This window comes from Archangium gephyra (assembly GCF_049060025.1).
Taxonomy (GTDB): domain Bacteria; phylum Myxococcota; class Myxococcia; order Myxococcales; family Myxococcaceae; genus Archangium; species Archangium gephyra_A.
This window is the reverse complement of sequence record NZ_JBMEQQ010000002.1, coordinates 9,632,810-9,651,624: the sequence shown is the minus strand read 5'-3', so window position 1 is coordinate 9,651,624 and position 18,815 is coordinate 9,632,810. Positions and strand designations below refer to the sequence as shown.

Here is an 18,815-nt window from a genome sequence, read left to right as displayed (position 1 = left end):
ACTGCCTACCGAAGCTTGAGCGACAGAATCGCCACGCCTCCGCAGAGGATGGCGACGATCCAGAAGCGGACGATGATCTTCGGCTCGGCCATGCCCTTCAGCTCGAAGTGGTGGTGCACGGGCGCCATCTTGAAGACGCGCTTGCCAGTGAGCTTGAAGGACGTCACCTGGATCATCACGCTGAGGATCTCCGCGAAGAAGACCCCGTGGATGATGGCGGACACCACCTCGTTCTTGGACAGCACCGCCAGCCCGCCCAGGGCCCCGCCCAGCGCGAGCGAGCCGATGTCACCCATGAAGACGGAGGCCGGGTAGGCGTTGAACCAGAGGAAGGAGATGCCGGCGCCCACGATGCTGGCGCAGAAGACGGCCAGCTCCGCGCCGCCGGGCACCTCGGGGACGCCCAGGTACTGCCACAGGGGCTCGCCCACCACCCGCGCCACGCCCCCCACCGTCTCCACGTTGGCGATGCGCGTCGCCGAGCCCGCCACGTAGCAGAGGATGGTGAAGGTGGAGGCCGCGATGATGGTGGGCATGATGGCCAGGCCGTCCAGACCGTCCGTCAGGTTGACGGCGTTGGACGTGCCCACCACGACGATCCACGCGAAGAAGACGTAGAACCAGCCGAAGTCCGGGTTGAACCAGCGCGTGGGCACGAAGGGCAGCGTGAGCTTCGTGTCGATGAGCAGCCTGGGCCCCGTGAAGCCCCCGTCCGGCCCCGTCCACGTGCACATGATCCCGAAGATGGCCACCAGGTAGAAGACCGTCTGGAGGACCATCTTGTAGCGGCCGGCCAGCCCCTTGGAGTTGCGCTTGGACAGCTTGAGCCAGTCGTCGAGGAAGCCGATGAAGCCGTAGCCCATCGTGAGCACCAGCGCCGCCCACACCGCGCGGCTCTTCAGATCCGCGAAGATGAAGGTGCCGAACGCGATGCACATGAGGATGAGCGCGCCTCCCATGGAGGGCGTGCCCTTCTTCTTCTGGTGGGTGTCCGGGGTGTCCTCGCGCACGTTGCTCTGCCCGTGCTGCTTGAGGCGCAGCCAGGCGATGAGCCTCGGGCCGACGAACATGCCCAGCAGCAGCGAGGCCACCGCCGCCGCGACGATGCGGAAGGTGGGGTAGCGCAGGAAGTTCAGGAACCGCGCCGCGTCCGTGCCCTGAATCCACTCATAGATGAGGAGCAGCACCTAGTGGCTACCTCCAGGCGCGGCGGCCCCCGTGAGGCCCGCCACGACCCGCTCGAGCCGCATGCCACGGCTCGCCTTGACCAGCACCACGTCCCCTGCCTTCAACCGAGGCTGCAGCCAGGCCAGCAACGGCTCCACCTCGGTGAAGTGCGCCGCGTTGTCGCCCAGCCCCGCCGCCTCGTACCCCTTGCGCGAGCGCGGGCCGAAGAAGGCCACCAGCTCCGCCTTGCCCGCCGCCAGCGTGCCTAGCGCCGTGTGATCCTCCAGCTCGCCGGGCCCCAGCTCCAACATGTCCCCGAGCACCGCCACCTTCCGGCCACCGGGCTGCACCAGCGAGCGCAGCGTGTCCAGCGCCGCCGCCATGGAGGCCGGGTTGGCGTTGTAGCAGTCGTCCACCACGGTGACGCCGTGCAGGCCGTCCACCACGTTGAGCCGGCGCGCGTACGGCCTCGCCGCCTCCAGGCCCTTCACGCACTCCTCGGGGGAGTAGCCCAGGGCCACCGCCAGCGCGAAGGCGCCCGTGGCGTTGAGGGCGTTGTGCTCGCCGATGAAGGACAGCTTCACCGGCCAGTCCTTGCCCTGGTAGTGCACCGTGACGGCCAACCCTTCCCGGCCGCGCGGCGTGACACCCGCCAGCCGCACGTCCGCGTTGGCGGCCCGGCCGAAGGTGAGCTTCTTCGCCGGGCTGCGCGCCGCCTGCGGTGGAATGAGCGGGTCATCCACGTTCACCACGGCCACGGCCTCGGGCGGGAGCTCGCGGAACATCTCGCCCTCCGCCTCGGCCACGCCCTCGATGCTGCCCAGTCCCTCCAGGTGCTCGGGCTGGATGATGGTGATGACGGCCGCGTCCGGCTTCGACACGCGGGTGAGCCGCGTCATCTCGCCGGGACGGTTCATCCCCATCTCCACCACCGCCGCCACATGCGAGGGCTCCAGGCGGAACAGCGTCAGGGGCACCCCCACCTCGTTGTTGAGGTTGCCCTCCGTCTTCAGCGCGGAACCCCGTACGGCGAGGATGGCGCCCACCATCTCCTTGGTGGTCGTCTTCCCGTTGGAGCCACCCACGGCGCCCACCGGAATCCGGAAGCGCTCGCGGTACGCACGCCCCAGGCCGCCGAGCGCCGCCAGGGTGTCCTCCACCTCGTAAAGGGCCAGGCCCTCGGGAAGTGGGGGGAGCGCCCTGCCCTTCTTCACCACGGCGCCGGCCGCCCCTGCACTGGCGGCCTGCGCGAGGAAGTCGTGCGCATCGAAGCGCTCACCCTGCAGCGCCACGAAAAGGCACCCGGGCACCAGGGCCCGCGTATCGGTGCAGACGGCCGTGAACTCCGCCGCGGGCCTACCGCCGCGCCGGGTGGCCCCGGTCGCCTGCACCACCTGCTCGTCCGAGAATCGTACGGCCATAAAGGGTCCGCGGCTCTCCGTCAGGTCCGGATGGCGAGCGCCCGCGCCGCCACTTCGCGGTCATCGAAGGCGCGCTTCTCGGTACCGATGATCTGGTACGTCTCGTGGCCCTTGCCGGCGATGAGGACCACGTCGTCCTCCTTCGCCAGGGAGATGGCCGTCTCGATGGCGGCCTTGCGGTCCGCGTCCACGAGGTAGCCCTTCTCCCCGCTCTTGGCCTTGCCGGCCGAGATGCGGCGCATCCCGATCTTCTCCAGGCCCGGCGTCACCTGGGAGATGATCTCCTCCGGGTCCTCGGTGCGCGGGTTGTCGCTCGTCAGCACCGCGAGGTCCGCGGCCTCGGCGGCCGCCGTGCCCATGAGCGGACGCTTGCCCTGGTCACGCTCGCCACCGCAGCCGAACACCACGATGACGCGGCCCTTGGCCATGGCCCGCGACGCCTCGAGCGCGCGCTTGAGCGCGTCGTCCGTGTGCGCGTAGTCCACCAGCACCGCCGGCGCCTGCGCGGGACCGTGGTTCTCCACCCGCTCCATGCGGCCGGGCACGCTGCCCATGCGCTCGATGCCGAGTTGCACGTCCTTGCGGCGCGCGAAGCCCGCGCCCAGCGCCAGGCCGGCCGCCGCGAGGATGTTCTCCAGGTTGTGCGCCCCCAGCAGCCGGCTCTTCACCGGGATGTCACCCGCAGGCGTCTTCAGCACGCCCTGGATGCCCTGCAGCGTGAAGGACGCGTCCGAGGCGGAGATCTCCCCGTTGCCCTGGCGGCTGAACTTCCACGCCATGCGCTTCTGCCCGCGCAGCTCGTTGTAGATGCGGGTGCCGTAGGTGTCGTCACCGTTGACCACCGCCACACCCGTCTGCGACAGGTTCTCCACGAAGAGCTTCCGCTTGGCCTGGAAGTACTCCTCGAGGTCCTTGTGGTAGTCGAGGTGGTCTCTCGTCAGGTTGGTGAAGGCGGCGGCCTTGAAGGTGATGCCGTGCACGCGCTCCTGCAGCAGCGCGTGGCTGGACACCTCCATCACCACCGTCTCCACGCCCGCGTCCACCATCTCCTTGAGGATGCGGTGCAGCTCCAGCGGGTCCGGCGTCGTATGGGCCGTGGGGTGGAACTGGCCGCCCACCTTGTAGCCCAGCGTGCCGATGACTCCCGTGGAGGAGTAGGCCGCGGTGGCCATGGCCTCGAGCAGATAGGTGGTGGTCGTCTTCCCGTTGGTGCCCGTCACGCCCAGCATGGTGAGCTTGTCGGCGGGCCGGCCATGGAAATTGGCCGCGATGAGCGCCAGCGCCTTGCGGGCGTTGGACACCTTGAAGAAGGGCACCTGCGAGGACAGGGACTTCTCCGACACCACCGCCACGGCCCCACGGGAGACAGCCTCACCCACGAACTGGGCGCCATCCTCCTTCGTACCCGGAATCGCGACGAACAAATCGCCCGGCTTCACCTTGCGAGAGTCCTGCGACACCCCCGTCACGTCGGCCGGGGTCCGGCCGCCCGAGGTCTGCTCGGCACCACACCCTGCAAGGACATCCGTCAGCTTCATCGTTTCCCCTTCACATGCAGCCGCAAGCGCGAGGCCGAGCTGTCCCGCGGCCTCATTGCCGCGCCGCCAGCTCCAGCGTCACCCGCGCACCCTTCTCCACCAGCGAACCGGCGGCGGGACTCTGCGAAACAACGCGTCCACTACCCAACAATCGAGGCTCCAGGGCCGAGGTGAGCAGCTTCGTCACCGCCTCGCGCCCCGCCTGACCTACAACATCCGGAACGCGGACGGAGCCAGGCTCCACGTTCTCGGTGACAGCCTCCGACACCACGGGCCGGACCGTCTCCACTCTCGAAGGAGGGGGCTGCGCGGCCGCCACCGGCAGGGCGGTGGGCGGCAGCGGAACCTCGCGCGAGGGGGGGACGGCCAGGTGAGCCATGGCGGCGGTAGCGATTTCCTTGAAAGCGGGGGCAGCCACGTTCCCCCCGTACACGTCCGTCTTGGGCTCGTCCACAATCACGAGGATGACGGCACGAGGATTCTCGGCCGGTACCACGCCCACGAAGGAAGCGAGCCGCTTGTCGGAATACCCCCGGGCCACCGGATCCGCCTTCTGGGCGGTGCCCGTCTTGCCAGCTACCCGGTAATCCTGCATGGCGGCCTTGGGGGCGGTTCCTTCCTTGGTCACCACGCTCTCGAGCATGGAGACGACCTTCTTCGCGGTGGCGGCCGAGACGACCTGGCGCACCTCGGTGGGCCGGTTCTCCAGCAGCACCACCCCGTCGGGGTCCACCACCTTGGAGACGAGGTAGGGGCGCATCAGCATGCCGCCATTGGCCAGCGCGCCCCAGGCGGCGGCCATCTGCACGGCGGTGGCGCTCATGCCCTGCCCGAAGGACTGCGTGGCCAGCGACACCTCCGCCTTGGGGAAGGGAATGGAGCCCCGGCCCTCGCCGGGCAGCGCCAGCCCGGTGCGCTCGCCGAAGCCGAAGTCGCGGTAGGACTTCACGAGCTGCTCGCGCCCCATCTGCTGGGCAATCTTGGCGGCGCAGATGTTCGAGGACACCTGCAGCACGCGCTGCGGGGAGAGCCAGGCGTACTGGTGGGTGTCGTGGATGGTGTGCCGGCCGATGTTCCACGCGCCGTTCTCGCAGAAGAAGACGTCGTCGGGCTTGATGGCCTTCTGCTCCAGGGCGCTGGCGATGACGAAGGCCTTCATCGTCGAGCCGGGCTCGAAGACGTCGAGCGCGGCGCGGTTGCGCATGCTGGCGCGCGCTTCCTTCTCGGGGGCGTTGGGGTTGAAGCGCGGGTGGTTGGCGATGGCGAGGATTTCCCCCGTCTTCGGCTCCAACAGGATGGCCATGCCCGCCACCGCCTTGGCCTCCTCCACGGCGCGGCTCAGGGCCCGCTCGGCGACGAACTGGAGGTGGCGGTCGATGGTGAGGGTGACGGCGGCGCCCTGGCGCTCGATGGTGTCCGGAGCGCCGGAGACGAGCAGCTTGCGGCCCTTGGCGTCGCGGAAGCCGGACAGGCGCGAGTTCTGTCCGGACAGCTCGTCCTCGAAGGCCAGCTCCAGGCCCTCCAGGCCGTGGCCATCCAGGCCCACCATGCCCACCACGTGCGCGCCCAGCTCCTTCTGCGGGTAGAAGCGCTTGGGCTCCTTGGTGAAGCCGAAGCCGGGCAGCCCCAGGGCCTTCACCGCCTCCACCTCGCGGGGCGTCACCTGGCGCTTCACCCAGGCGAAGCGCCTGGCGCGGCCGAGCCGGGCCTGCAGGTCCTCCACGTCCAGCTTCAGCACCTTGGCGAGCGAGCGCGCGGCCTGCTTCACGTCCGGCAGCATGGAGGGGTCCACCCAGATGGAGTCCACCTCCACGCTCTGGGCGAACGGCGTGCCACGGCGGTCGAAGATGTCGCCGCGGCGGGCGGGAATCTCGATCTGGCGGACGTACTGGTCCTGGGCGAGCCCACGCAGCTTGTCGCGCTCGAACACCTGGAGCTGCACGGCGCGGCCGAAGGCGGCCATCAGCAGGGCCACGAAGAAGAAGGCCAGCAGCTTCACGCGAAGCCGCAGCCACTTCTGGTTGGGCTCGGGGGCCCGCGCCGATTTGAAGTCCCTCACGGCCAGTTCCCCCCTCAGTGCGGTGCGGCAGGTGCGCCGCGCTCGGCCACGCGCACGCCGCGCGCGTCGCGGGCCTCCACGCGGGAGGGGCGCTTCTTGCCCGGCAGCTCCACCGGCAGGGCGATGACGTGCGGGCCCGCGGGCATGGCCATGCCGAGCTTCTCGCGCGCCAGCTTCTCCAGCCGTGCCGGGTTCTTCAGCGTGGCCAGCTCCAGCTTCAGCCGGTCATTCTCCCGGATGAGCGCGCGCTCCTCGGCCTCGGCCTTGGAGAGGCGGTAGCCCATGTCCACCACCAGCACGCGGCTCGTCACGTGGAGGAAGCCCACGGCGGCGAAGAGGGCGAAGAAGAGCACCGCGGGCAGCAGGTGCATCAGCACCTGGCCCACCGACACTCCACTCCCACTGCCACGAGAGACAGGCTTGCTGCGGCTCATCGGATCTTCTCCACCACGCGCAGGTGCGCGCTACGGGCACGGGGGTTGGCGGTAATCTCCTCGTCCGAGGGCGCGATGGCCTTGCGCGACACCAGGACGAAGTCTCCCTGGCCGCCACAGACGCACACCGGAAACCCGGGCGGGCACTTGCAGGCGCCCACCATGTCCCGGAAGGTCTCCTTCACCTTCCGGTCCTCGAGCGAGTGGAACGAAATGACGGCGGCGCGGCCCCCCACCTTCAACAGCCGGGGCAGCGCGGCGAGCAGCGACTCCAGGGACTCCAGCTCCTGGTTCACCGCCATGCGCAGCGCCTGGAAGGTGCGGGTGGCCACGTGAATCTTGTTGGGCCAGGCCTTGCGCGGCACGGCGCGCTTGACGGCCTCGGCGGCCTCCAGGGTGCGCGCGGGCAGCGAGCGCTTGAGCTCGCGGGCGATGGGCCGGGAGAAGGGCTCCTCGCCGTACTCCTCGAGGATGCGGCGCAGCTCCACCTCGTCCTCCTCGGCGATCAGCTCGGCGGCGGTGCGGCCCGTGTCGCCCATGCGCATGTCCAGCGGGCCGTCCTTCTGGAAGGAGAAGCCGCGCTCGGCCACGTCGAGCTGGGGCGAGGACACGCCCAGGTCCACCAGCACCCCGTCCACCGGGAGCACGTCCGCGGCCACCTCGAGCAGCTCTCCGAAGTTGCCCTGGCGGGTGCTGAAGGACGGGTAGCCGGCGAGCCGGGCGCGAGCGGCCTGGAGCGCCACCGGATCCCGGTCCACACCCAGGACGGTCGCACCCCGGGCGAGAAGCGCCTCGGTGTGGCCACCACCACCCAGTGTGCCGTCGATGATCACCTTCCCCGCTCCCGGTCGAAGGACGTCCACCGTTTCCTTCAGGAGGACGGTCTGATGGCTGAAGTCAGCCAAGGGGCGCCTAGACGAACGGGGCCCGCGCCAGCGCGAAGGCGGCCCGGGCATCGTTCATATGCGGGTAGAGCTCGAAGACATCGTGAGCGCCCGCGGCCCGGAGGATGGCGGCCAGGTAGGGGGACAGGCCGGACAGCTTGATGTCCCCGCCGGCCTTGCGGAAGGCCTCGGCGCGCGCCACCAGGGGCTTCACGCCGCGGTAGTCCAGGTGGCGCACCTCGGCGAGATCCACCACCACGTTGCGCAGACCCCGCTGCATGCGCTGCCCGAGCTCCTCGCAGAGCTGGGTGAGGTCCTTTTCCAGAAGCTCCCCCTCGAGCATGAGGGTCTCCACGCGCCCACTGGAGACCGCGCGGATGCCCTGTGCTTCGGCTGCCTGGTTCATGACACCACCTTCCCGGGTTTCCCGCTTCCCGTCGAAAATTCGGCCCACTACTGGCGCAGCTCGGTGAGCACGCGCATGACGTCCGCGCTGGAGGCTTCCTTGCGTGCCTCCTCCTGGGCCCTGGCCCAGCCCTCGCGGCTCCACAGTTCGATCACCTTCACCATCCCCGCCCACACCAGATCCTTCTCCAGCCCCGCGTGGGTGCGCAGCGACGGCGGAATGAGCACGCGCCCGAGCTTGTCGAGCGGGCACTCCTGCGCGCTGGCCACGTAGAGCCGCATGAGCGTCTTCACCCCCGGCTCCATCGGGTTGCGTTTGGCGAGAGCGGCTTCGAGCTGCTCCCACTCGCGCACCGGGTAGGCATGGAGACAGGGATCCAACGCCGTCGTGATGATGAGGCGCTCGTCGTACGAGCCCACGAGCGTCTCGCGCAGCCGGGCCGGGAGGCTGGTGCGCCCCTTCGCGTCGATCTGGTGCTCATAGACGCCTCGGAACACGCGAAGAAGTCCACCTTGTCAGCCCGGCCGATCCACATTACGCCACCCGTTCCCACTCCGATCCACTTTGGGCGGCGGAAAATACGCGTGGCCCCCTACCCGGTCAAGAAATGCAACAGGCCCGTACAGGTCCGTGTCGCGCGGGGGGAAACATGGACGGGCGGGGCCCGGATCTGCATAACTGCCGCCGCTGAGCGCCTGTGCAGGGCCGCTCACGCCCCGCATCCCGGCCGGAGGGCGGGGACCTCACAAGAAAATGAAGGTGCACGCATGAGCCGCTTGACTCGTCTGACGATTCTCTCCGCGATGACCCTGGGCCTGGTGGCCTGTGGTGGTGCGAAGCTCGGTGGAGGCAAGGAGGGCGCGGCCCAGGCCGCGTTCCAGGCCTCGCAGGCCGCGGATCGCGGCAGCAAGGCCGGAGCGGCCCTGGTGGAGCAGGCGCTGGCCAGCGGCGCCGCCACCGTCAGCCTCAAGACGAGCTGCGCCAAGGGTGGCAACGTGAGCCTGCTGCTCGACGGGAACAACACCACGACGGGCGGCGGCGTCCGCTACACCATCACCTACGACAACTGCAACCAGGACGGCAGGAACGAGTACAACGGCAGCATGGAGACCACGATCACGGCCACCATCGACCCGGACTTCACGGGCGCCGCGGTCGTCTTCGGCATGAAGGGCAAGCTGACCATCGAGGGGGAGGTCTCCGACTTCATCGACACGGACGTGCGGATGACCATGTCCGTCACCGCCACCTCGGCGAGCTCCGGCAACGTGAGCATGACGCTCGACGGCAGCATCAAGACCTCGGAGGGCAACTACGAGTACGCCAACGAGTCCATCTCCATCACCGCTGGCGAGCTGCCGAAGGCCTAGCCGCCCGCCTGCTGTCGCTTTTCCGAGGCCGGACTTCCAATCTGGAGGCCCGGCCTTGCTTTTGCCCTATGATCCATCCGCCGAGTCATTCCAGGGGAGTACCGCTGCCATGAGCCAGACCGCGACGAACCGAGCCCACGGCGAGGTACGCCTCAAGGTGGCCTACAAGAAGCCCGAGGCGCTGCTGAGCGAGTACACGCGCAGCATCGGCCGGGGAGGCGTGACGCTGCAGACGCAGAAGAGCCTCCCGGTGGGAACGCGCTTCGTCTTCGAGATGCACAACCCCGGGGTGTCCACGCCGGTGGAGGTGCTGGGCGAGGTGGTGCGGGTGACGCCGCAGCCCAACGGGCGCTACATGATCACCGTGAAGTACGACCCGGGCCAGGACCGGGGCGGGCTGGACGCGGTGCTGCAGCGCGTCTTCGATCTGCAGGAGTTCGAGAAGCTGCGCCGCTACCCGCGCGTGCCGCTGCACCTGCCGGCGATGGAGGAGGAGACGCCCTTCGCGCCGCCCTTCTTCGTGCGCGACCTGTCGCGCGGAGGCGTGGGCCTGGAGGTGGAGGCGCCCGCGTTGCCGCCCTCGGTGAAGGTGGGCATGCCCTTCATGCTGGAGATGGACCTGACGCTGGGCACGCTCATGCTGCACGGAGAGATCGCCTGGACGTCCGCAGGAGGGCCCGAGGTGCTGCCCACCTTCGGCGTCACCTTCGGAACCCTGCAACCGGACACGACGGAGCGGCTGGAGAAGCTGCTCTCGCTCGAGTCCATGCCGCCCCCGCCATGGCGCGCCCGCGTCTGCTTCGGCATGGACGCGGTGATGCGCATGCCGTGAGGCACTACACCGCGGACAGCGGGTAGCCGGTGGCCTTCTCCACCGCCGCGAGGATCGTCTCGCGCAGCTCCACCGGATCGTACGGCGTGAAGAGCTCCAGCCGCGCCACCTTGGACAGGTGCTCCTGGAGCGCGTCACCCTTCACGGTGGCGCACAGCGCGCGCCGGGCCCGGTTGTAGGACTGGGCGTTGGCGTCGGTGGCGTACTGCCGCGTCATCGCCACCCGCGCCGCATCCAGCTTCCCGTCCACCGCCGCCTGGCGCGTGCGCGTCACCATCGAGTCCAGTGCGTACGCGTCCATCACGATGTCCGCCACCGTGGCCAGCACCTCCTGGCGCTGCTCCAGCTCCGGGCCGAACGTCTCCGCCGCCACCTTCAGCGTGTAGATCGCCAGGCGCTTGAGGTTCTCCGCCGCCTGCTCCTCCGCGGCCAGCGCGTCCTGCACCCGCGCCTTCGGCATCCGCCCCGCCACCAGATCCTCGTCCACCGCCTGCGCCACCTCGAAGAGCGGCAGCGTGCCCTTCATCGTGCGCTTGAGCAGCATCCCCGCGATGAGCATCCGGTTGATCTCATTGGTGCCCTCGAAGATGCGGTTGATGCGCGCGTCGCGATAGGCGCACTCCACCGGGTACTCCTCGATGTAGCCCGCGCCACCGTGGATCTGCACCGCGTCGTCCACCACGTACCCGAGCGCCTCCGAGCCGTACACCTTCATGATGGAGGACTCGATGGCGTACTCCTCGATGGCGGTGATGAGGCGCGCCGAGTAGTCGTCGGCCGTCTTGTCGGCCCCCGCCAGCACCGCGTCCACCAGGCCCGACGTGCGGTACGTCATGCTCTCCAGCGCGTGGATGAGCGTGGTCATCCGCGCCAGCTTCTCGCGGATGAGCGGGAAGCTCGCGATGGCCGTCTGGAACTGCTTGCGCTCCTGCGCGAAGAGCAGCGCGTTGCGCAGCTGCAGCTTCATGCCGCCGAGCACGCCCGCCCCCAGCTTGAGCCGGCCGTAGTTGAGGATGTTGAAGGCGATCTTGTGCCCCTTGCCCACCTCGCCGAGCAGGTTCTCCCGGGGGATGCGCGCGTCCTCGAAATAGAGCGGGCACGTGGAGGAGCCGCGGATGCCCATCTTGTGCTCCTCGGGCCCCACGGTGAAGCCGGGCGTGCCTTTCTCCACGATGAAGCCGGTGAACTTGTCGCCGTCCACCTTGGCGAACACCACGAACACGTCCGCGAAGGCCGCGTTGGTGATGTAGAGCTTGGAGCCGTTGAGGATCCACTCCTTGCCATCCGGCGACAGCACGGCCTTCGTCTTGGCCCCGAGCGCATCCGAGCCACTGCCCTGCTCCGTGAGGGCATAGGCCGCCACGAGCTCGCCGGTGGCCAGCTTCGGCAGGTACTTCTGCTTCTGGGCGTCGTTGCCGAACCAGACGATGGGTAGCGTGCCGATGCCCGTGTGGGCACCAAAGGACACGGACCAGGAGCCCTGCATGCTCATGGCCTCGGCGATGAGCAGCGAGGTGGTCTTGTCCAGGCCCAGGCCCCCGTAGGCCTCGGGGATGTCGATCATCAACAGGCCGAGCTCGCCGGCCCGGCGCAGCAGGTCGCGCAGCAGCGCGTTGTCCTTGGCCTCGATCTTGTTGGACTGGGGGAGCACCTGCTCGGTGGAGAACTGGAGCGCCGTCTTCAGATAGAGACGCTGCTCCTCAGTGAACAGCTCGGGCGTGGTGATGCGCACCGAACCCACGTCATTGAAGAGGAAGGCCCCCCCAACGGGGACCGTACCGGGACGAGCCTGCTCGAGCACTGCTGCCATTCGGAATCCTCCAGGAGCTTGCCTCCTCGCTCGGGAGGCAGTTGTGCCACCGCGCCGGGCAAGATATGGCGCGGTGCATCAGGGCGGTAGTAGCGACAGGCCCGCCCCTTCTCAACCGAGTTGGACTCGCGGAGGAAGTGACGCCATGAAGCTGCGCTGGAACGTGCTGGGAGCCGTGCTGTTGGGACTGGGACTCGTGGGCTGTGGCGCGACGGTGGGCGATGCCTGCACCACGGATGCCGAGTGTGGAGACAAGGGCTTCTGCATCAACAACCAGGCCTTCACGCCAGGGGGCTACTGCTCGCAGTCCTGCGTGCCCGGCAAGGACGACACCTGTCCCACCGGCAGTAGCTGTGTGAGCCAGGGCTACGCCTCGGACGTGTCCGCCTGCTTCCTGCGGTGCGGCTCGGACGACGACTGCCGCACGGGCTACCGGTGCCGGGGGGGCTTCCAGGACAACCCCACCTCCGTCTGCGTCGCCGCGGACTGAGCCCGCACGCCTGCCTTCCGAGACCCTACTGTCCCGCCGGAGGCTCCGGCCACGGCGGGGGCCCGGGGCGTCGGGTAGATGAAGCACAGCGTCTCGAAGAGGGGCTCGCCGGGCGCCACGTAGACCCCACTGAGCGCCCGCGCGGCCTGCGCCAGCTCCGTGCCGAACGAGGGCACGAGGCAGATGTCCTCGGAGGTGGTGAAGCGCCCCTTCAGCTTCCCCAGCCCCTTGCGCAGCGTGGCGATATCCTGCTTGCCGCCACGCACGGGGACGGAGGGGCCGTTGGCGTCGGGGCCCGGGAGCTTCCCCACGCTGGTGGTGAGCTCGAAGCCGTCCTGCCGCTGGATGATGCGCAGCTTGCCGGGAGCGGCCTCGGCGAGCCACGCCTGGAAGCCCTGCTCGTCGCGCAACACCAGCGGGTAGGCGGCCGGTGCGTCCGGGTGGAGCAACCACACCTCCCGCGCGGAGTCGCGCAGGACGGCGAGCAGCTCGGAGGTCTGCGCGAGGAACGTGTCCGCGTCGGGCACGAGCAGCACCCCCTGCTCCTTCACCCGCTCGCGCAGCCGGGCCTGGTCCTCGGGCCGGGAGGGCTCGAACCACTCCCCACCGAGCCGCACGGCCTCGCCCGCCAGCTCCACCCGCAGGACCTTCCCGGGCACGGGCTCGCCGTACACCTCGGCCGGAGCCACCTGGAAGCGAGCGTCCTCCGCGGCGAGCACCGGGAGCGGCGGCGGCTTGAGCGACGAGAGCGGCTCGGCCGGCTTCTCCTCCCTGCACCCCGCGGCCAGCACCAGGGCCAATCCCAACACCCGCTTCAGGCTCATGGAGTCCCCTGCTCCGCTCGCGGCGTGGCTTGGGGAAACGCGGCGGAGACACACGCACGCGGGGCGAGTCCCGCCTGCACGGCGTGCAGGGCGGCCGTGCTCGCCTCCTGGAAGAGGACCATGTCCTGGAAGCGGGCGGCGTCCGCGGTGTTCCCCGCGTCACGGATGTAGATGGCGCGCACGCGCCCGGGGAACTCCTCGCGGATTTGAGCGTAGACCTCCGGGTCCTTCTCGCCCGAGTCGCCCACGAGCACCACGGGGTGGGGGAAGCGATGCAGCAGGCTCCGGATGATGGGCTGCTTGTAGTCGGAGAGCGAGCGCGGCCCGAGGTCACGCAGGAACAGGCCGAAGCCCTCCGGGAAGCCGTGGCGGTCGAGGAATCCACCCACCCGGGGCAGGTACTGGACGGGCGAGCCGCTCACCAGCGCGAAGCCCGGCCGCGCCTCCGCGTTCGCACCGAGGCACCCGTAGAAGCCCGGCATGCCGGGGACGGCCTTCTGGGTCTCCTCGTCGCGCAGCAGCGCGTTGGCGACCAGTTTGTCCGGCTGCGTCACCTCGGAGATGGCCAGCGTGTCGTCGAAGTCGGAGATGACGAGGAAGGGGGCCGGGTCCGCCAGGATCTCCACGGAGGCCGTGGTCTTCGCGCCCGTCACGCTCGCCTGGGCGGAATGGCGGCCCGGGGGGAACGAGCCGCCTCCGGCCGGCTGGAGGGTCACCTGGAAGTTGCCATCCTCCCCGCTGGTGACGGTGGCCACGGTGCCCTGGAAGGAGACCTCCACCTTCGCGCCCTTCCAGTTGCGGGCCGTCAGGCTCCGCAGGTTGCGCGTCAGGGCAGAGCTCCCGTGCGGGGTCTCGGCGAGGACGCGCCCCTCGAGGGTGACACTCCCGGGGCGGCCGAGCGCCGGCGAGAGCAGCACCGTCGGGGCCGCGAGCACGGGGGCGGAGGCCAGGGCGAGGACGAGCGCGGCGAGGCGGATGGGGGCGTTCACCAGGAGATTCCTCGGGCAAGTGTTGAGCGGCGCATGATACGCGCGGCCACCGTTCCAGGAGGAGTGTCGCGCTACAGACCTGTTACGTCTGCCCCTCCAACCCCGGGGCGCACGCCTGGCTGGCCGCCCGGATCTCCAGGGACCGGACATCCGCCTCCTGTAAGTCGTGGCATCCGTTGAGGGTTGATGCTACGACCTCTCACTGATCTCGCGTCTCACGAGGGGGACATGCAAGACGGATCCGCATCACTCCAGCTCGCGGTCGGCGACCGGGTGGTCTACCCCAACCAGGGGGTCTGCCGTGTCTCGGCCATCGAAGTGAAGGAGGTGGCGGGTCAAAAGCTCACCTTCGTCACCATGCGCCGCGAAGAGGATGGGGCCGTGGTGATGGTGCCCCAGACCAAGGTGCTCTCCATCGGAGTCCGCAAGGTGGCGGGCCCCGAGGACGTCACCCAGGTCTTCGAGTTCCTGCGCTCCGACAGCGACAAGGCGGACCTGGACTGGAAGATGCGCGCGCGCACCAACCAGGACCGCATGGCGCAGGGTGGCCTCATCGGCCTGGCCGAGGTGGTCAAGGGGCTCCAGGTGCTCAGCGAGCTGCGCCCGCTGCCCACCAAGGAGCGTGAGCTGTACGACAACGCCCGGCACCTGCTGGTGTCCGAGATTGCCGCCGCGCTCAACACCTCGGACTGCAACGCCGAGGACGCCATCGACCTGGTGCTCTTCCCGCCCGGCCGCGAGCGCCCCAAGCGCACCGCCGCCGAGTTCGCGCCCCGTCCCGGGGAGGGCGACGAGGAGCTCGGCCTGGACGCCGACCTGCTCGGGCTCGACACCGAGCTGGACCTGCCTCCGGACGAGGAGGAGGCCCCCGCCGAGGAGGAGGAGGAGTCCTCCGAGGAAGCCGGCGAGGAGGACGAGGAGGGCGAGGCCAAGCCCCGCAAGAAGGCCGCGGCCATGCCCGCCGAGGGCGGTGCCGACGCCGCGCCCAAGAAGCGGGGCCGTCCGCCCAAGCCCAAGCCCGAGGGGGCCGAGGCCGCCGCGCCCAAGAAGCGGGGCCGTCCGCCCAAGCCCAAGCCCGAGGGCGCCGAGGCTCCCGCGCCGAAGAAGCGCGGCCGTCCGCCCAAGGCCAAGCCGGCGGAGGGGGCCGAGGCCGCCGCGCCCGCGCCCAAGAAGCGGGGCCGCCCGCCCAAGGCCAAGGCTCCCGAGACCGAGGAGGCCGAGGAGCAGGATGCCGACTTCGATGATGACGACATCGAGGCCGATGAGTGACACCCATCTTTCGAGGTGACGCCCCGTGATTCGCGTCGTGACGCTGGACTCCTTCGACGAAAAGCAGATCGCGAAGCTCTGCCAGACGCTCTATACGGCGTTCGGCGTGGGCAGCGAGCACTCCGGCCAGAAGGAGGTGCCCGCGGGCATGTCCGAGCCGCTGGATGCCGAGAAGCTGCTCACGGAGATGAAGGGCATCCGGGCCTATGAGGACGACAAGGTCCTCTTCATCACCTCGCGCAAGCTGAAGGAGCGCGAGCTGGGCGGCGGCAAGGCGCCCACTCCGGGTTTCGCCCAGTACAACCAGAGCCGGGCCATCATCAGCACCCACGGGTACAAGGACCTGGAGACGGCCTTCAAGCCCGTGGCCCGCAACGCGCTGCAGCAGATCGGCCACCTGTGGGGCCTGCACCACTGCCTGGATCCGCGCTGCTCCATGTATCCGCCCTGGACGCCTTCGTTCGCCGCGGGCGAGGCCACCTTCTGCACCTTCTGCCGCGACAAGAGTGAGCAGAAGCTCCGCCTTGCGAAGTCCTAGGTCCTTCCCGCGCGCCCTTCCCCTGCTGGAGCTGGGGGGGTTGCTGCTCGTCGCGCTCGCCTGTCTCGTCTTCCAGCTCCGCCTGCCCGGCCGGCTTGCCTCCGAAGCGGACTACCGCACGGTGGCCGGCTGGCTCCGCGCCGAGGCCCGCCTCGGTGACGCGGTGCTCCTCTTCCCGTGGTGGAGCGAGAGGGCCCGGCTCTACCTGCCGCCGGAGCTGCCGGTGTACGGCTACCTCGGCTCGGACAAGGACGACCTGAGCGCGCACCCTCGGGTGTGGGTGTTGGGCCAGCCGGAGCTGCCGCGCGCCGGTGAAGCGGACTTCCAGGCGGCCTTCCTTCCCCAGCGCACCGCCGTGGGCACCTCGCGCCGGGCGGGCAACCTGGAGCTGACGCTGTACGAGAACGGCCGCCACCGGCCCCGGCGCTTCGTGGCGTCGGAGGCGTACGTGAAGGCCCGCGTCTACCTGGAGGCGCGGGACGGCACGCGGCGCGACTGCCCCTTCGACGGGCGCGTGCACCGCTGTCCCGGGCCGCCGCACCTGTACGTGGCACCCGAGTGGCATGAGATCAACTCCGAGCCGCGCCACTGCCTGTGGATGCACGCGCCGGGCGGGATGCAGCGGCTGGTGGCCGAGTTCGACGGGGTGCCCGCGGGCACGGAGCTGCGGCTCGAGGGCGGCCTCATCTTCGAGTACGCCTCGCACCGCGACGCGCGCCTGAGCACCACGTATTACGGCGTGGAGGACGTGGCCAGCGGCGAGCCGTTGCTGGAGATCGCCCAGCCGCCGGGCCTGGAGGGCCTGCAGAAGGCGTCGCGCGCGCTGCCGCCGGGTGAGGCCCGCACGGTGAAGGTGTGGGTGCGGGCGGAGAATCCGGACAGGCGGCAGGTGTGCCTGGATGTCTTCGCGCTCGGAGACGGGGCGGTGGTTTCGAGGGAGGGCACATGACGGCGGGCCGGGCTCCGACGCGGGACGAGCGCTGGCTGGCGCTGGGGCTGTGGGTGCTGGGCTTCGTGGCGCTGTGGGCCACCGAGGCCGCGGTGGGCTTCACGCGCGACGAGAGCGTCTACTTCTACGCGGGCGAGGGTTATGCCCGCTGGTTCCAACAGCTCTTCCGCGAGCCCGCGCGGGCCCTGACGGACGCGGCCATCGTGCGCGCCTGGGACTACAACCACGAGCACCCGGCGCTGATGAAGGAGCTGTTCGGGCTCTCGCACCTGCTCTTCCACGAGACGCTCGGGTGGCTGCGCCCGGCGGCGGCCTTCCGGCTTCCGGCCTTCGCCCTGTCGGCGCTGGTGCCCGCCCTCACCTTCCTGCTGGGCAGCGCGGTGTACGGCCGCACCGCGGGACTGTTCGCGGCGCTCTCCTTCCTGCTCATCCCGCGCCAGTACTTCAACTCGGAGCTGGCCTGCTTCGACATGCCCATCGCGGCCATGTGGCTGCTGGTGGTGTACGCCTTCTGGCGCGCGCTGGAGGACAGGAACTGGGGCGTGCTGTGCGGCGTCTTCTTCGGCCTGGCGCTGTGCACCAAGCACAACGCGCTCTTCCTGCCCTTCATCCTCGCGCCCTTCGCGCTGTGGCGCGCGTGGACCACCACGGTGGACCGGCCGGATGCACGCGTCTGGCTGTGGCGCGTGCTGGGGCTCTTCGCGGCCGTGGCGGTGCTGTACGGGCTGCTGGTGGTGAGCCTCGGGCCCGAGGACTTCCAGCGGAAGTTCTTCCTGCTCAGCCCGCACACGCTGCTCTTCGCGGTGCTGGCGGTAGGTGCATTGGGAATGCTGCACCTGCTGAACGAGGTGCACCCGCCCTCGGCGCTCGCCCTGCTGCCGCTGGCCACCATGGCGGCGTTCGGGCCGGTCATCTTCTACCTGCACTGGCCCTACCTCTGGCACGCGCCGGTGGAGCGGACGGCCTGGTACCTGAACTTCCACGCCACCCACAACCACTACACCTGGTTCTACCTGGGCAAGCTGCTGCGCGAGCCGCCCTTCCCGCTCGCGTACGTGGTGGTGAAGACGGCGCTCACCGTGCCCACCAGCCTCTTCGTGCCGATGGTGACGGGCTGGTGGGTGCTCGCCGGACGCGCGGTGTTGAGCCTCTTCGAGCGCACGCGCTCCCTGGTGCGCGCGCCCTCGCTGGCCGAGAGCCTGGTGGGCCTCAACGCGGTGGCGGCCATCCTCATCATCAGCCATCCGCAGGTGCCGCACTTCGGTGGGGTGAAGCACTGGCTGCCGTCGATGCCCTTCCTGGGGATTCTGGCGGGCGTGGCGGTGACGCGGGGCTGTGAGGCGCTCCTGGAGCGGCTGCGCGTGCGCTGGCCAGCGGTGCCCCTGGCGGCGGTGGCGGCGCCCGTCTTCGCGCTGCTGATGCTGCCGGCGCTCATCGGGCTGGTGCGCGTGTTCCCGTACGGCACGAGCTACTACTCGGAGCTGGCGGGGGGCGTACCGGGCGCGGCGTCGCTGGGGATGCAGCGCCAGTTCTGGTCGAGCAACGTGACGGGAGTGCTGCCGTGGATCAACGAGCACGCCCCGCGCAACGCGCGTGTCTTCCTGCACGAGGTGAACGGCCTGTCGTTCCGCGACTACCAGCGCAACGGGATGCTGCGGAGCGACTTGCAGCCGGGCGGGCCGTCCGACTCGGACATCGCGGCGTACCAGTACCACCAGGAGTTCCGTGAGCACGAGATGAACGTCTGGCAGGCCTACGGGACGCGGACGCCGGTCACGGGGCTGTACCTGGACGAGACGCCGCAGGTGATCGTCTACCAGCGCCGCTGAGACATG

The 18,815-nt window shown here is 69.8% G+C and carries 18 protein-coding genes; 7 read left to right on the top strand and 11 right to left on the bottom strand.

Going from position 1 to position 18,815, the window contains the following annotated elements; all coding sequences use genetic code 11:
- Positions 1-5: 5 nt before the first annotated feature.
- Genes mraY through mraZ form a run of 8 tightly spaced genes read right to left on the bottom strand, consistent with a single transcriptional unit; the run spans position 6 to position 8,406 of the window.
- Positions 6-1,187 (bottom strand): phospho-N-acetylmuramoyl-pentapeptide-transferase, encoded by a 1,182-nt coding sequence (mraY, locus tag ACN28I_RS42230; RefSeq protein ID WP_420947535.1) that lies wholly within the window; start codon positions 1,185-1,187, stop codon positions 6-8.
- Entirely contained in the window at positions 1,188-2,588 is a 1,401-nt protein-coding gene (locus ACN28I_RS42225) for a UDP-N-acetylmuramoyl-tripeptide--D-alanyl-D-alanine ligase (RefSeq protein WP_420947534.1), read from the bottom strand.
- 20 nt (positions 2,589-2,608) lie between these two features.
- Entirely contained in the window at positions 2,609-4,126 is a 1,518-nt protein-coding gene (locus ACN28I_RS42220) for a UDP-N-acetylmuramoyl-L-alanyl-D-glutamate--2,6-diaminopimelate ligase (protein WP_420947533.1), read from the bottom strand.
- 52 nt (positions 4,127-4,178) lie between these two features.
- Positions 4,179-6,185 carry a penicillin-binding protein gene (locus tag ACN28I_RS42215; RefSeq protein WP_420947532.1) on the bottom strand — a complete coding sequence of 669 codons (2,007 nt, stop codon included), beginning with the start codon at positions 6,183-6,185 and terminating at the stop codon, positions 4,179-4,181.
- A 14-nt stretch (positions 6,186-6,199) separates the two neighbouring features.
- A complete protein-coding gene (gene ftsL / locus ACN28I_RS42210) occupies positions 6,200-6,619 on the bottom strand; it encodes a cell division protein FtsL (protein WP_420947531.1) in 420 nt (139 codons plus the stop codon).
- Positions 6,616-7,575, bottom strand: coding sequence for a 16S rRNA (cytosine(1402)-N(4))-methyltransferase RsmH (gene rsmH / locus ACN28I_RS42205; protein ID WP_420947530.1), 960 nt, complete (start codon positions 7,573-7,575; stop codon positions 6,616-6,618). Before rsmH ends, ftsL begins: the two co-directional genes overlap by 4 nt.
- A complete protein-coding gene (locus ACN28I_RS42200; protein ID WP_420947529.1) occupies positions 7,532-7,909 on the bottom strand; it encodes an STAS domain-containing protein in 378 nt (125 codons plus the stop codon). The genes rsmH and ACN28I_RS42200 overlap by 44 nt, the downstream gene beginning before the upstream one ends.
- Positions 7,910-7,956: 47 nt before the next feature.
- Positions 7,957-8,406 (bottom strand): division/cell wall cluster transcriptional repressor MraZ, encoded by a 450-nt coding sequence (gene mraZ, locus ACN28I_RS42195; RefSeq protein WP_420947528.1) that lies wholly within the window; start codon positions 8,404-8,406, stop codon positions 7,957-7,959.
- A 270-nt stretch (positions 8,407-8,676) separates the two neighbouring features.
- Here mraZ and ACN28I_RS42190 point away from each other — a divergent pair, with 270 nt between their 5' ends.
- Together ACN28I_RS42190 and ACN28I_RS42185 are read left to right on the top strand one after the other, a co-directional pair.
- Positions 8,677-9,279 carry a hypothetical protein gene (locus ACN28I_RS42190; RefSeq protein WP_420947527.1) on the top strand — a complete coding sequence of 201 codons (603 nt, stop codon included), beginning with the start codon at positions 8,677-8,679 and terminating at the stop codon, positions 9,277-9,279.
- A 109-nt stretch (positions 9,280-9,388) separates the two neighbouring features.
- A complete protein-coding gene (locus tag ACN28I_RS42185; RefSeq protein WP_420947526.1) occupies positions 9,389-10,111 on the top strand; it encodes a PilZ domain-containing protein in 723 nt (240 codons plus the stop codon).
- Positions 10,112-10,115: 4 nt separating this feature from the next.
- On the opposite strand, the gene ACN28I_RS42180 is transcribed toward ACN28I_RS42185, so the two are convergent.
- Positions 10,116-11,921, bottom strand: coding sequence for an acyl-CoA dehydrogenase family protein (locus ACN28I_RS42180; protein ID WP_420947525.1), 1,806 nt, complete (start codon positions 11,919-11,921; stop codon positions 10,116-10,118).
- A 145-nt stretch (positions 11,922-12,066) separates the two neighbouring features.
- Between ACN28I_RS42180 and ACN28I_RS42175 the strand changes: the two genes are divergently transcribed.
- Positions 12,067-12,411 (top strand): hypothetical protein, encoded by a 345-nt coding sequence (locus ACN28I_RS42175; protein ID WP_420947524.1) that lies wholly within the window; start codon positions 12,067-12,069, stop codon positions 12,409-12,411.
- On the opposite strand, the gene ACN28I_RS42170 is transcribed toward ACN28I_RS42175, so the two are convergent.
- Both ACN28I_RS42170 and ACN28I_RS42165 read right to left on the bottom strand, forming a co-directional pair.
- Entirely contained in the window at positions 12,351-13,235 is an 885-nt protein-coding gene (locus ACN28I_RS42170) for a hypothetical protein (protein WP_420947523.1), read from the bottom strand. The two genes, ACN28I_RS42175 and ACN28I_RS42170, sit on opposite strands and share 61 nt — an antisense overlap.
- Positions 13,232-14,224: a phosphatase domain-containing protein gene (locus ACN28I_RS42165; protein ID WP_420947522.1), complete on the bottom strand. Its 993-nt coding sequence runs from the start codon at positions 14,222-14,224 to the stop codon at positions 13,232-13,234. Before ACN28I_RS42165 ends, ACN28I_RS42170 begins: the two co-directional genes overlap by 4 nt.
- 228 nt (positions 14,225-14,452) lie before the next feature.
- Between ACN28I_RS42165 and ACN28I_RS42160 the strand changes: the two genes are divergently transcribed.
- The 4 genes from ACN28I_RS42160 to ACN28I_RS42145 are packed head-to-tail and all read left to right on the top strand — an operon-like array spanning position 14,453 to position 18,809.
- Positions 14,453-15,493, top strand: a complete 1,041-nt coding sequence (locus ACN28I_RS42160; RefSeq protein ID WP_420947521.1) for a CarD family transcriptional regulator — start codon at positions 14,453-14,455, stop codon at positions 15,491-15,493.
- Between the two features lie 25 nt (positions 15,494-15,518).
- Positions 15,519-16,031, top strand: coding sequence for a hypothetical protein (locus ACN28I_RS42155; RefSeq protein ID WP_420947520.1), 513 nt, complete (start codon positions 15,519-15,521; stop codon positions 16,029-16,031).
- On the top strand, positions 16,018-16,980 hold the full coding sequence (locus ACN28I_RS42150; protein WP_420947519.1) for a hypothetical protein: 963 nt from the start codon (positions 16,018-16,020) through the stop codon (positions 16,978-16,980). The genes ACN28I_RS42155 and ACN28I_RS42150 overlap by 14 nt, the downstream gene beginning before the upstream one ends.
- Positions 16,977-18,809, top strand: a complete 1,833-nt coding sequence (locus ACN28I_RS42145; protein WP_420947518.1) for an ArnT family glycosyltransferase — start codon at positions 16,977-16,979, stop codon at positions 18,807-18,809. The genes ACN28I_RS42150 and ACN28I_RS42145 overlap by 4 nt, the downstream gene beginning before the upstream one ends.
- Positions 18,810-18,815 lie beyond the last annotated feature (6 nt).

Coding starts and splice junctions, on each gene's coding strand:
- ACN28I_RS42225 (WP_420947534.1), bottom strand. CDS start 2,588: ATGGCCGTACGATTCTCGGACGAGCAGGTGGTGCAGGCGACCGGGGCC.
- ACN28I_RS42220 (WP_420947533.1), bottom strand. CDS start 4,126: ATGAAGCTGACGGATGTCCTTGCAGGGTGTGGTGCCGAGCAGACCTCG.
- ftsL (WP_420947531.1), bottom strand. CDS start 6,619: ATGAGCCGCAGCAAGCCTGTCTCTCGTGGCAGTGGGAGTGGAGTGTCG.
- rsmH (WP_420947530.1), bottom strand. CDS start 7,575: ATGCCCGGGCCGCCTTCGCGCTGGCGCGGGCCCCGTTCGTCTAGGCGC.
- ACN28I_RS42200 (WP_420947529.1), bottom strand. CDS start 7,909: ATGAACCAGGCAGCCGAAGCACAGGGCATCCGCGCGGTCTCCAGTGGG.
- ACN28I_RS42190 (WP_420947527.1), top strand. CDS start 8,677: ATGAGCCGCTTGACTCGTCTGACGATTCTCTCCGCGATGACCCTGGGC.
- ACN28I_RS42185 (WP_420947526.1), top strand. CDS start 9,389: ATGAGCCAGACCGCGACGAACCGAGCCCACGGCGAGGTACGCCTCAAG.
- ACN28I_RS42180 (WP_420947525.1), bottom strand. CDS start 11,921: ATGGCAGCAGTGCTCGAGCAGGCTCGTCCCGGTACGGTCCCCGTTGGG.
- ACN28I_RS42175 (WP_420947524.1), top strand. CDS start 12,067: ATGAAGCTGCGCTGGAACGTGCTGGGAGCCGTGCTGTTGGGACTGGGA.
- ACN28I_RS42170 (WP_420947523.1), bottom strand. CDS start 13,235: ATGAGCCTGAAGCGGGTGTTGGGATTGGCCCTGGTGCTGGCCGCGGGG.
- ACN28I_RS42160 (WP_420947521.1), top strand. CDS start 14,453: ATGCAAGACGGATCCGCATCACTCCAGCTCGCGGTCGGCGACCGGGTG.
- ACN28I_RS42145 (WP_420947518.1), top strand. CDS start 16,977: ATGACGGCGGGCCGGGCTCCGACGCGGGACGAGCGCTGGCTGGCGCTG.